The organism is Paraburkholderia sp. EG304 (assembly GCF_046543485.1).
Classification (GTDB): domain Bacteria; phylum Pseudomonadota; class Gammaproteobacteria; order Burkholderiales; family Burkholderiaceae; genus Paraburkholderia; species Paraburkholderia youngii.
This window is the reverse complement of the sequence record NZ_JBKGUA010000097.1, coordinates 1-11,865: the sequence shown is the minus strand read 5'-3', so window position 1 is coordinate 11,865 and position 11,865 is coordinate 1. Positions and strand designations below refer to the sequence as shown.

The following is an 11,865-nucleotide window of genomic DNA, read 5'->3' as shown; positions in this document are numbered from 1 at the left end:
TCGAATGATCCACCGCGATACCACGCTCGTCCATCATTTCCGCAAGATTGCGCAAACTCAGCGAATAGGCCACGTACCATCGCACGCACAGCAAAATCACTTCAAGCGGGTAGTGAAGGCGCTTCAGCACCTTGGCCAAGCCCGGCGCGAGTGTGGTTCGCGGTGTCTTCGTCTTCTTCATCGCACAGCTCAAAAATGGCTCTTTTGAAATTTGAATGGGTTATGCAGCGTGCGGATTGATCGACGCGAAGTTGAGCTTGCCGGCGATCAGGAACAGCACGGTGCGCATAGTTTCGAGGTTTGCGTAGCCACGAGCGCGTCGCTTGGCGGCTTGAAACAGGCCGTTGAGTGCTTCCAGAAAGCCGTTGGTCTGGCGCGTCTGGGTCCATGCGACGATGCCGTCGAAATGCTTGCGTATCATGCGGGCGACCTCCTTCATCGGTTCAACCTTGGAGCGCATCACGTTGGTACACCACTGCTCGAGCATCGCACTGACGACATTGATCTGCTTGCGATCAAGGATGTCGCGGAGCTGTTCTCGATAGAGCCAGGCACGGGCAGTACGCGTGGTTGTGACGTTGGCGACTAGCGCATCGAGATCGGCACGCTGTGCCGCGCTCAGCCGGTCGCGGTCCTTGAGCAGCGCCCAACGCAGGCCCTTGAGATCGGGATCGGTCTTCTGCTCGAGTCGTCGGGTCTTGTCCAGGGCAATCGACGCCTGTGCGACGACGTGGAACTTGTCGAAGGTGATGCGGGCATTCGGCAGATGTTCGGTGACACCTTTGATGAAGGCGGGAGACATGTCGATGCTGACCGAGGTGATCTGTTCGGGTTCTGCGCGGTGCGCTCGCAGGCGAGCGGCGAACTGTCCGATGGTGGCGGCATCCTTGCCTTCGGTGACGAACACGACCTTGCGTTCTTCAGCGTCGGCCACAAGCGTCACATAGTTGTGCCCCCGCCTGTAGGAGGTCTCGTCCACGGCGGCGCTGGTCATGCTGGACAGGTCGATCGCGGCCAGCGCAAGTTCGACGTAGCGCTTGCAGATCGCATGCACGCGGTGCCACGATTCGCCGACGGCGCGGGCCACAGCTGCAAAGGGCATCTGCTGGGCGAGCGTGAGCACCATCGCCTCGAACAGCAGCGTGAAACCGCTGAGCTTGCCGGCCCAATCGGGCTCGACGAGCGCCACGCGGCCGTCGGGCAGCTTCACGCGCGGCGTGCGCACTTCGAGGTAGCAGTCATGCTGGAAAAAGTTCAGGTGCCGGTAACGCTTGACGATAGTGTCATGCACGGGATGCGCGCCGGCCACCTCAGGATGCGCGAAGCGGCTTCCGGCAGTGAAGTCGATCTGGATCGTCAGCAGCTTGGTGGCCGCGTCGAAATCGACGCCGCTCACGAACCACGGATCACTTACACCCAATGCGGCTTCGAACAGCTTGCTGTGCATGACCTGCCTTCGTCTTGATTATGCAGAAACCGGGACGATACCACCCACTGGAAATTCAACAGAGGCCCTTTTCTTCTATATTGCTTCAAATGTCGCGTGCTCAATGACGTCGACTCGCCTGCGAGACCGTGAAAGATCGCTTGCGCACATCGGCGGGCTCTCGTCCGCTATACAGCCGCCACCCGGTTGCGACCCTGACGCTTGGCGTGGTAGAGCCGCTGGTCGGCTGCCCGAAGCAGTGCGTCAATCGTACTGCCATCCCTACCGAACTGCGATATACCGATACTGACTGTTATCGACACCTTGCGTCCGACCTCACCGGCGAACGTCGTGCTTGCAATTGCCGCGCGAATGCGCTCGCCAACTGCAAGTGCGGCATCCAGCGACGTACGGGTCAACAGCACCATGAACTCTTCACCACCCACGCGTGCTACGCCGTCGTACGGCCGGATCGCGTCGAGGCATGCTTGCACGAATCCCTGCAGGACTGTGTCGCCGACCTGATGCCCGTAAGCGTCGTTCACCCACTTAAAATTGTCGAGGTCGAGCGCGAGGAGCGAGAACGGGGCACCGTCACTCTTTGCGCGAGCGACCTCTGCTTCTAAACGCTCAATGAAATGACGCCGGTTGGCGGCCCCTGTTAGCGGGTCGGTCGCCGCCAGATGCTCAAGTTTCCGGTTGGTACGCTGCAGCTCCTGCAGAGCGCTTTCGGTGCGGGCCATCGCATGGGCGAGCCGTGCGTTCAGTTCCTCGCGACTATAGATCGTCGCAAATGAGCGTGTTGTCAAAAAGGCATACGCCACGCCATAGCTGAGAAGAAAGAAGCCGCTGGCGAAAATGACATGAGCAAGCCACCACATGTGATTCCATGGGCGACCAAGGAGGAAAGCGACCGACGACAGCGCGAACGACGTGATGGAGATACCGTACACCAACATCAACGGCGACCGAGGCCGACTCAGCATCAAGATGGCGACGTTCAGCGTTGACAGAATGAGTGCCGTAGCCTCCGTGAACCGAAGCAGGACTATCCCAGCAACCGTAGAATGCGCCAGAAGCGCGACCAAAACGTCCACGACGAGGAAGATTGCGGCCCAGCTTAGCCAGTACCGGGCTCCGGCGCGGCGGTCGGCTGGGTCAGGCGGCCGGTGATACGACAGAAGCCCGACTAGCAGCAGGATTGACATCGTCAGGCGCGACGCCGGTCCGTACAACAGGAATAGCCAAATGTTGTCATGTGCGAGCCCGGTGAATGCTCCATGCAAGGCGTAGATCAGTACAAATCCCAGGAAAGCCAGTGTCATCCATCGCAGCAGCGGCTCTCCGGAGGACCGATAACACTGCCATGCCACGTATGTGACAAAAAGGGCCTCAAGCGTCGCTGCTGCAATTGCAAATTCGTGGAACGGATGGTTCTCGAACTTGAGTGTCGGGTTCTGAAATAAATGCAGATAGGCGATCAGATAGGACGGAACAAGAGCGAAAGCGGCCAGCACTAACTGTGCGTAGACTCGCGTGATAAACCGAACAAGCGGAAGTGGCTGGTCAGTCTGCACCGCAGTGGTCGCGCTCATGGATTTGGTTCTCTCGGTCTGTCGTTGGCATACCTCGATGTACTCGCCCGAGTGTTTGCGTGATTGCCGCAAACGACGAGAACGCTGCCAACTCCCATCCTCAGTAGTCGGTCCTGAACAATTCATTTTCGGCTTCTTCGTCAGGGTTGAACGATGTCGCTGTCAGGCAGCATCGTGACGCCGCACGCTTTGCCGGGTGGCATCGCTTCACTGGGCTCACCCAGGATCCGTCCAATTTCTGAGCAAATGTACGTCCCGTGCGCTCTTGCGTCTCGTATACCTTAACGTGACAACGCCCCGGCCACGCACAACACCCCTACCACTTTGGAGCCAGCCCGACGAACGCAAAACGTTCTCAGAAAATTCCCCCGCCGCAACGCGCGGACGGGATCGTGTTCCTCGTCGCACGACGATCGATGGGCCGAGACGATCGGCGCCGCGTCGCGCCGTTCCTCGCGATGAGCCCCGCGCAGACGCATGCGTTGCGAGCCGCGCGCGCTGTCACGCGTGCGCGAGCACCAGCGCGGCGCCTTTCTCGCCGATCATCAGCGCTGGCCCCTGCGTGTGCCCGGACGTAATGCGCGGCATGATTGACACGTCGATGACCCGCAGCCCCTCGACCCCGTGAACGCGCAACTGCGGATCGACCACCGCATCGTTGCCGGTGCCCATCCGGCACGTGCCGACGGGGTGGCTGAGCGAGCCCGCATTGCTCAAGATCCAGTTGCGGATCTCGGCGGGCGTGCGTACCGACGGGCCGGGTGTCTGCTCTTCGCCGCGCCAGGCCGACAGCCCCGGCGCGTTGCCGAGCGCGCGCATCAGCTCGAAGCCCTGCACGCATTGCTCGAAGTCGCCCGGCGCCGACAGGAAGTTCATGTCGATCAGCGGCGCGGTGGTCGCATCGGCCGAGCGGAGCGCGACGCGGCCCCGGCTTTGTAGCCGCATCATGTCGCCCGTCACCGAATAAAAACTGCGCAGTTCTTGCTCGGACTGGCCGCACGTATAGCGTCCGCGCATCATCTCGGCCGCATTGGCCGGCTGGCCGTCGGCATTCGCGTTGGCCCAGACGATCGCGTAGCCCTCGTTGACGGGCTGGTCGAGAATCGGCTGCCGCGACGTCCAGACGCCCTGGAAGATCAGCGCGTCCATCAGGTTTGCGCCCACGCCCGGCAGGTCCATCTGCACGGGGATGCCGAGCTGCCGCAACTGCGTGGCGTCGCCGACGCCCGAGCGCATCAGGATCTGCGGTGAGTTGATCGCGCCCGCGCACAGCAGGATTTCCCGGTCGGCGGCCGCACGCACGCGCGCGCCGCCACGGATGTAGTGCACCGCGGCGGCGCGCCGCGTGCCGTTGAACTCGATCCGTTCAACGAGCGATTCGGCGGCCAACGTCAGGTTCGACTGCCGCGCGAGCAGCGGCTCGACGTAGCGCTGGTAGCTAGTCACGCGCTGGAAGCGCGTGTCGATCGTCGAGCGCAACGGCGACACGCCGGCCATCGGGCGCCCGTCGTTGTAGTTCGGGTTGTAGCGGTGGCCGAGCTGCTCGCTCGCGCTCACGAACGCCTGGCCGAAAGCGTTGCGTGTCGTGGTGGTCGGTTGCAGCATGCTTTCGACCTGCTCGAAGTGCGGCGCTACGTCGTGGTAGCGCCAGCCCGCGCAGCCGTACTGGCGCGCCCACTGGTCGAAGTCGGCGGGCGCGCCGCGCACGTAAACCATGTCGTTGTGCGCGGTGCAGCCGCCCGTTACCTTCGCCCGCCAGACGTCCATCACGCGGTCGTTCATGCGCGTCTGAGGCACGCTTTTGTAGCCCCAGTGAATCGCGTCGATGCGATACAGGCAGTTGATCTGGTTCGGGTCGCGGATCGGCGGGTAATGCGACGCGAGCGGCCCGGCCTCGAGCAGGAGCACCTTGATCGACGGGTTGGCGGCGAGCCGCGCGGCGACGATGCTACCCGCCGAGCCGGAGCCGATAACGATGTAGTCGCAGTGTGCGTCCAAGGGGCTCTCCTTCTGCGTGCGAGCTGGCGCGGCGCCGTCAGCCGCGCGGGTTGAGCAGCCGGCCGTACGGGCCGTGCAGCGCGAGCGTGGGCTGCGCGCCGTAAAAGCCGGCGATGCCGCTCCAGGCGCGGTGGTTGAGTTCGAGCAGGAACAGGATGCGGCGCATCGCGATTGCTTGGCGCGCGGGATCGATCGCGGCGATCTGCTCGAACGTGTCGCGCGAGATGCTGTTGTGGTTCAGCGATTCGTTCAGTTCCTCGTGGTCGCCGGACACGCTGTGGAACGCCTCGTTGTCCTTGACCGCGGCCATCAGGCGCAGCGACATCTTCGGCGGCTCGCCGAAGATGCCCTCGACGACCATGATCGCGGCGAATGATGACACCGGATCGACATCGGCGAGCAGCGTGAGCGCGTCGACGAACGCGAAGTGCAGCGGCAGCGGCACGATCTTCGCGAGCATGCGGGGCGCGACGCCGAGCGCCTCGCAGGTCGTGCTTTCGAGCGCCTCGTGGCCGTATTCCTCGCCGTAGTAGCGGAACATCATCGAGCGCAGCGGGATGCTGAGCCGCATGCTCAGCAGCGGCGCGATGATCTCGACGAAGCGCCGCGTCACGTGGTACTGCTCGATAAACGGGCCGGCGACGAGCGGCGAATAGCCGCCGTTCAGCGCGTCGACCGCGCTCACGTATGGATTCTCTCCCCAGCGGTTCAGCGTTTCGCGCGTGATCAGTTCGGTCTGGCGCATGAACTCGAGCCCGCTCGACAGCGACACGGCCGGCAGGTCCGCGCACGGCAGCCGCTGCGCCTCGTCGCCGCTCGCGGCGACGAGGCTCGACGCGACGAGCCACAGATGCGACATCAGGTCGTGCTCATCGTACAGGCCGGCCGTGTCGAACCGCGCATCGTGCGCGGCGCTTGCGCGGGGCGCGCCGGAAAACGCGTCGAGCATCAAGTCGACGGCTGCCAGCGTGAGCGGTGCCGCGCGGCGGAAGTATTCGAACTCGATGCGCAGCAACGCGAGATGGAAGTTGGGTTCGACCTGCGCGTCGAACGGATCGTCGTGCGCGTCGAACAGCGTGCGCGCGGAGGCGGGCCGGTCGAGGTGCAGCCGCAGCATCGCAGCGTCGCGCGCGATCGCGTCGCGCCGCGCGGAGTCGAGCGTGGCCAGGCTGGCGACGACCGTTTGCGCGATGCACGAGTCGATCCGCGCGGCCTGCGCGGCGAGCGCATCGGCGGCCGTGTCGTCGGCCTCGCCAATCAGCGAATGCGTGTCGAGAAACGTGCCGAGCGCGTGCCAGCCGGAGTCGGGTTCGCTTTCGCGCAGCGTCCACCACAGCGGCGACGCCGTGTCGGTCAGGCTGTGGAGCTCCGCGGCGATCTGGTCCGCGGCGTCGCTGGCGTCGAACGCCAGCCGGTATTCGTGCGCGCCCGCGCGCATGCTGACGAGCGCCGAGCCGGGCTCGTGGTGAATCGCGTCGATGACGAGGCGCGGCGACTGATAACGCTGAAATGTCCAGAGATCCATGGCGACCCTCAGTGGAAGATGCGCGGCAGCGGCGCGCTGTCGTCTGCGTAGTAGGCGAGGATGGTGTGTTCCTGGCGCACCAGCGTCTCGACCATCAGCGAGACGTTGCGTTTCGTGACCGTGCAGGCTTCGGGGTCGATCGCGGTGTCGAGCGCCATCAACTGCCGCGAGATGTCCTCGTGCCGGTAGGTGTCGTTCAGGTCCGCGTGTGCGCGCAGCGGCCGGTAGAACGCTTCGGGCATGCCGAGGGCGACGCAGCGCGCGTCGAACGTGTCGATGAATGCAGGTTGCGCGCGCTCGAACAGAAACAGGTTCGCCTTGAACGACAGCGGATGCTGGCGCGCGTGCACGCCGAGCGCGGCCGCGAGCGAGAAAGTCGCGGGCAGCGGCTGGTGCTGCTCGATCTCGGCATCGCCGAGCCCTGCGGCCTTCAGCGACCCCTCGAGAAACCGGTCGTGGCCGAGCTCCGATTTCAGGAAGTCCTGCAGCAGCGTGCGCTCCGCGGGACTGGCGGCCCAGCCGAGCGCGGGGCCGATCAGCCCCGGCGCCGCGCGCACGATCCAGTAATACTCGAGCGCATAGCCGATCAACTGACGGCGCGTCGCGCGCTGTTCGACCAGCGCGCGCAGGAATGCCGAGCGCGCGCTGCGCGCGGCGGTGCGGTCTGCGATCCGGCGGATGTCGCGGTAGAGCTGCGCGCCGCTCGTCGCCACCGCGGCGCGGCGCGGATCGGATTCGATCAGCAGGCGCAGTACGTTGAAATCGGCGAGCAGCGGTGGAATCTTGTCGGCGATGCGGGGCGAGCGCGTGGCCAGTTCCTCGGGCGTCAGGCCGCCCACGTGCAGGTCGCCGATCAGGCGCGCGACGTCGGTCGCCTCGTCCGGCGCGAAGCGGAACGCGCATTGCCGGCCGCCGGCGCTCAGCACGGCGTCGCTATCCGTGAGCTGCGAGGTGACGATGCCGCGGAATTTCGGCATCGCGGGAGCTGCTAGCGAGCTGTCCATGGTGGTCGCCTCACAGGTCGGACACACGCCGCAGCAGTGGCGCGTCGGAAGTGTAGTAGTGCCAGACGGCCGTGTAGAAGTCGTCGTAGAGCTCGACGAACAGCCGTAGCTGGGCCTTCACGCGCCCGACGGTGACGGCATCGAGCACAGGGACGTCCTGGAAAATCGCGCGTGTCAGGCTACCGTGCGCGGCGTTGAGGTTGATGTTCGCGTGCGTCTTGAGCGGGCCGACGAGCCCGTCGGGCAGTTGCGCGCGCTCGCACGCCTGGATGAAGCTGTCGTGCTGCATGCCCTGGCCTTCGAGCAAGCCAAGCGTCGTGAAGAAGAACAGTGGATCGCTGTGCGACCAGTACGCGAGCGCGTTACACAGCCCCATCGTCTCTGGCAGTGGGATCGCATCGAGCATGTCGGCGCGGCTCAGCCCTGCGAAATTCAGCGCGCGCAGCAGGATTTCGTCGTGTCCGTACTCTTCGGAGAAGAAACGGTTGAGCGTCAGTCGCACCGGCGTGCTCGGCACGTAGGACAGCACGGGTGCATCGAAATAGCTTTCGCGGAACAGGAAGTGCCAGTTCTCGATCACCATGCCGATCGCGAGTCGCTCGGGCAGGTCGCCCGGCGAGCGTGTGTCGAGGCACGCGCGCCAGAACGGATTGCGGTAGAGCGTCTCTTCGCAGTACTGCTCGACGAGATCCTCGATCTCGAGAATCACTTCCGAGCCCGCGCGGCTCGCGACCGGCGCGTCGTCGTCGATCAGGCCGGCCTCGTCGAGCGTGCCGACCAGCTCGTCGAGCAGCGCGCGCGGCAACGCGGGCTCATCGCGCGCGATCTCGTCGAGATCGTGGCGGCCGTCGAACTGGTCGAGCGTGCGGGCCAGCGCGACGGCGGCGTACGGGCTGTCGGGCGGCGCGTCGACCTGCCGCAGCGTCACGGGCGCCACCAGCCGCGGGCGGGCTGCGGGCGATTCGATCTGTTCCATGATGAGGCTCCCGAAGTGGGCGCACGGGGCGGGCGCGCGGCTCGCCCCGCAACTGGCGGAACCTGTGCCGCGGCGATTACAGGTGGATCGCGATCAGCGTCGGCGTGCCGTCGGGCTTGTTGACGGTGACAAGGTAGTGCTTGCCGCCGAGCGTGCCCGTATTAATGTAGAGATCCACCTTGTGGCCGTCGAACACGTTCTTGGCCGGTTCGGCGTTTTTCACTTCATGAACCGTTGGCTGATGTGAATTTGCCATATCGATCACCGTTTAAAAAATGAAAGGGCATCCGATCTGATTCGAACAATCGGGCTGGATGATTTACAGTGAAATCCGGAATGAAATGAGAACGTGGGTTTATTTCCTTTCATCCGTTGTGCGGATGATTCATTGGTAGATATTCGTCCGCACTTGATAATTTAGTACAACGTTTGCGCGGTTCAAGATCTATTTAATGGCATGTGCAATTATTTTCCCTGAATCGGCGCATGCGTTGTCAAGGCCATTTAAATGTCGGGACGGCACTGTCACGTTAATTTGCTCGCGACGTAATAGTGGGGGGCAACGCGCTTGCTCAGAAAACCGGCGGAACTTGGGTGATCTCTGTGAAGCGATGCCAGGCGGCGATGCGTGTGGCAAGCTGTTTGCGATAGAGCGAGGCGCGTAGCAGGTGTCGCTTCAGCGCGAAGTGCTGCCCGATCGGACCGAAGCTCGATAGGAAAGCCTGCGTGCGCTCTGGATCGCGAAAGCCACGCATGCGTCGCTCGCGTTCGCGGGTCGGCTGATGACTGTTTTCAGCCCGGTTATTGACCCGCGCGCTGGCTTTGACAAAGACGTGCTTGACGCAAGCCAGTGCGGGAATCTCGGCTTTCGCCGCCCGATAGCTGCGCAGCTGGTCAGTAACGATCTTGCGCGGTGCCTCAGAGCACGCGGCAAGCACGCGCTCGAAAAACCGCTTCGCTGCTGCCTTGTCGCGGTGCTTCTGTAGCAGGATATCGAGTTCGGCACCGTGTTGTTCGACGGCGCGCCACAACAGGTAAGGCTCACCGCGCAACGTCACAAATACTTCGTCAAGGTGCCATGTGGTGCCGGGCTTGCGACGCGACGCTTTCACACGGTGTGCGAAGCACGCGCCGAACTTATCGCACCAGCGTCGTACCGTTTCGTAGCTGACGATAACCCCGCGCTCGAACAGCAGCTCTTCGATATCGCGCAGGCTGAGCTGGAACCTGAAATACCAACGCACCGCGCAACTGATGACCGATGCGGGAAAGCGATGACCGTGGTACAGCGATTTTGCATTTTTCATCATGCGATCTTACCCGACCATCTCGATAACGTGACAATGCCGTAGACGGGTGTGGGCAAGCCGCGAAACTGCCCGCCGAGGTTTGCCCACTCCGAGGTGGGACTGACGGACAACCTCGCAAACTCGGCTTCCTTGAATTCGACTGCAGACAGGGGGGTGGACATGGGATCTCCTTGGTATCGTGCGGCGTTCTTCAGCCCTCGTCTCGCCACACAACGCGGGGTGGTGGGCAATGCAACCGCTGCCCGTAAGGCGGCCGACGCCAACGTGTAAGCAAAATCTTGTTGTAACTTTCCTGTTCGGAATGAAAGACCGGTTACGCTTAGCAGGCACACGGTCTTGTCAATCGACGCCCGATCACCGGTCGTCGGAGCGAGAGTGCATCGACCAAACGAACAATCTGTTATCCGAACGAATTGAGCTTACTGCATGGTTCCCGTGCTGGCCCCTGTCCAGGTTGATAGGGTGCGCAAATTGCCAACTGGTTGCTAGTCTTTCCGGGCAGCCCGATTTGTCTGGGGCCGCGCCAATGCTGGATTTGCAACGTCATCGCGCCCTTCGTCAGTGCCCCAGGTAACCGCAACGAATCGCCCCTGCTGCGCGAGGCGCTGCCGAAACTCACTGCAATGGCCCGCGCCATCGGCGCAGACCTGCAAGGCGCAATCGTCAGTCTGGATGGCGTCTACGACTGTCGTGCCAACCGACGCGCGATCTTCAATCTGGCATGGCGCCCAACATTCCCGAGAACCCGCGTGGGCGCAAAACGCCTAAACGCGGTCGCAAGCGGCGCTTTGATCCGGCCATCTCCGAGGAGCGCTTCAGAACCATCGAGCGCGTCTTCGCCTGGAAGACAAGTTTCGCCGTCTGTTGCTGCGCTTCGAACGCATCAGCGAGGTGCACTACGCGTTCAAGACGCTCGCTTATACGATGATCAACCTTCGACACTATTGCTGAAAATCATCGCAGGACCTACGGCTCCATGGTCGGTTCACCGTGCCATGCAATGCAACGTCCATTACGTTCGCATTCCTAATGATAATACGTCGTCGTATGATTTTATAGCCATCATTTTTCGCAACGGTCCCGCCCATTTCGCCCGCTCATGAATGTCGCGAAAAATCCGTGAGTTGCAAGAGGCCGAAACCCGCAATCTGTTGCGAGCCAGAAAGCACTGATCCGCGGCAAGGCCCCCAAGGCACGCGACTTCACCAATCAGCGTACGCGCCGTGCGGGCGAAGTTGACGAGGTAGCGCGCGGCAAGAATCGCAACAAGTCGAAGATCCGCGCTCGGGTTGAGCACGTGTTTGCTGTTGTCAAGCGCCTGTGGGGCTTCACGAAGGTGCGCTATCGCGGTCTGGCGAAGAACGCCAATCGCGCCTTCGTCGCGCTCGCGTTGACCAACGTCTATCTCTCGCGCAGGCGATTGATGGCACAGGTACGCCCGCAATGGGCGAAAAGCGGGCCGCAGGCCCGTGCGCAACGCCCTGGTGGGCAGGAAATGCAGCCGGAAAGCTTCACTCACGATGAATCTGCCTCCGTTTGCGCCCGAATCGATGAATACAACGGCTTGTTCAGCGTTGCCTTAGTCGCCCCGCAGCGGCTTACCTTGACGACTTTTCTCGGCTGTTGGGGTTGGCAACCGGTCAACGGCAGTTATCAGGTGCACTATTTCACGGACGTTATTCCGACCGCAATGTTGAGGGGGATCATGCTGCCCGAAAACCGAAGGCGGACGAAGCCCGTGAACGCTCCTATCGGCACCACTTCAAAACGAAAAGTAGTCTACCTTTAACCGTGGAATGTAGTTTGAAACGTCGGAGTAATGTTGAACAATTTGGTCATGATATTGATCGAAAGAGTGCTTAATATCGTGCATATTGTTTACCGACGCGTGTGCACTCGCGGCGGTAATATTCTGATCTCTTGGAGCCAAGTCTCCAAGAGATCAGAATGGCCTGAATTGACGTCTGTCTGCATATGCTGCAGCAATCCAGAAAATGTATCAGGCGGCAAATTGGCTTTGCGAGCAATGTC

9 protein-coding genes and 2 pseudogenes are annotated in these 11,865 nt (G+C 62.4%); 1 reads left to right on the top strand and 10 read right to left on the bottom strand.

What is annotated here, in order from left to right:
• From ACLFKU_RS40655 to ACLFKU_RS40610, 10 genes and pseudogenes are all read right to left on the bottom strand, one after another.
• Positions 1-181: pseudogene (locus ACLFKU_RS40655) on the bottom strand (IS6 family transposase); the annotation flags it as partial.
• Positions 182-220: 39 nt separating this feature from the next.
• The gene (locus tag ACLFKU_RS40650) at positions 221-1,447 is read right to left on the bottom strand and encodes an ISL3 family transposase (RefSeq protein WP_410852980.1); all 1,227 of its coding nucleotides are present in this window, start codon (positions 1,445-1,447) and stop codon (positions 221-223) included.
• Between the two features lie 167 nt (positions 1,448-1,614).
• Entirely contained in the window at positions 1,615-3,021 is a 1,407-nt protein-coding gene (locus tag ACLFKU_RS40645; RefSeq protein WP_410852979.1) for a GGDEF domain-containing protein, read from the bottom strand.
• Positions 3,022-3,522: 501 nt separating this feature from the next.
• Complete coding sequence (locus tag ACLFKU_RS40640; protein ID WP_018437912.1) at positions 3,523-5,019, bottom strand: GMC family oxidoreductase; 1,497 nt, start codon at positions 5,017-5,019, stop codon at positions 3,523-3,525.
• Between the two features lie 37 nt (positions 5,020-5,056).
• Entirely contained in the window at positions 5,057-6,544 is a 1,488-nt protein-coding gene (locus ACLFKU_RS40635) for a hypothetical protein (protein ID WP_018437911.1), read from the bottom strand.
• An 8-nt stretch (positions 6,545-6,552) separates the two neighbouring features.
• Complete coding sequence (locus tag ACLFKU_RS40630) at positions 6,553-7,548, bottom strand: hypothetical protein (RefSeq protein WP_227717816.1); 996 nt, start codon at positions 7,546-7,548, stop codon at positions 6,553-6,555.
• Positions 7,549-7,558: 10 nt separating this feature from the next.
• Positions 7,559-8,524 (bottom strand): iron-containing redox enzyme family protein, encoded by a 966-nt coding sequence (locus ACLFKU_RS40625; RefSeq protein ID WP_018437909.1) that lies wholly within the window; start codon positions 8,522-8,524, stop codon positions 7,559-7,561.
• A 76-nt stretch (positions 8,525-8,600) separates the two neighbouring features.
• Positions 8,601-8,780, bottom strand: a complete 180-nt coding sequence (locus ACLFKU_RS40620; RefSeq protein ID WP_018437908.1) for a hypothetical protein — start codon at positions 8,778-8,780, stop codon at positions 8,601-8,603.
• A 316-nt stretch (positions 8,781-9,096) separates the two neighbouring features.
• Complete coding sequence (locus ACLFKU_RS40615) at positions 9,097-9,831, bottom strand: IS6 family transposase (RefSeq protein WP_152854904.1); 735 nt, start codon at positions 9,829-9,831, stop codon at positions 9,097-9,099.
• Positions 9,831-9,995, bottom strand: a complete 165-nt coding sequence (locus ACLFKU_RS40610; RefSeq protein ID WP_018432837.1) for a hypothetical protein — start codon at positions 9,993-9,995, stop codon at positions 9,831-9,833. Before ACLFKU_RS40610 ends, ACLFKU_RS40615 begins: the two co-directional genes overlap by 1 nt.
• 992 nt (positions 9,996-10,987) lie before the next feature.
• Here ACLFKU_RS40610 and ACLFKU_RS40605 point away from each other — a divergent pair.
• A pseudogene (locus ACLFKU_RS40605) lies at positions 10,988-11,260 on the top strand (transposase); the annotation flags it as partial.
• Between the last annotated feature and the right edge of the window lie 605 nt (positions 11,261-11,865).

What these genes read in the sequence shown, in the direction of transcription:
- ACLFKU_RS40650 (WP_410852980.1), bottom strand. Translation starts at nt 1,447, where the DNA reads ATGCACAGCAAGCTGTTCGAAGCCGCATTGGGTGTAAGTGATCCGTGG.
- ACLFKU_RS40645 (WP_410852979.1), bottom strand. Translation starts at nt 3,021, where the DNA reads ATGAGCGCGACCACTGCGGTGCAGACTGACCAGCCACTTCCGCTTGTT.
- ACLFKU_RS40635 (WP_018437911.1), bottom strand. Translation starts at nt 6,544, where the DNA reads ATGGATCTCTGGACATTTCAGCGTTATCAGTCGCCGCGCCTCGTCATC.
- ACLFKU_RS40630 (WP_227717816.1), bottom strand. Translation starts at nt 7,548, where the DNA reads ATGGACAGCTCGCTAGCAGCTCCCGCGATGCCGAAATTCCGCGGCATC.
- ACLFKU_RS40625 (WP_018437909.1), bottom strand. Translation starts at nt 8,524, where the DNA reads ATGGAACAGATCGAATCGCCCGCAGCCCGCCCGCGGCTGGTGGCGCCC.
- ACLFKU_RS40620 (WP_018437908.1), bottom strand. Translation starts at nt 8,780, where the DNA reads ATGGCAAATTCACATCAGCCAACGGTTCATGAAGTGAAAAACGCCGAA.
- ACLFKU_RS40615 (WP_152854904.1), bottom strand. Translation starts at nt 9,831, where the DNA reads ATGAAAAATGCAAAATCGCTGTACCACGGTCATCGCTTTCCCGCATCG.
- ACLFKU_RS40610 (WP_018432837.1), bottom strand. Translation starts at nt 9,995, where the DNA reads ATGTCCACCCCCCTGTCTGCAGTCGAATTCAAGGAAGCCGAGTTTGCG.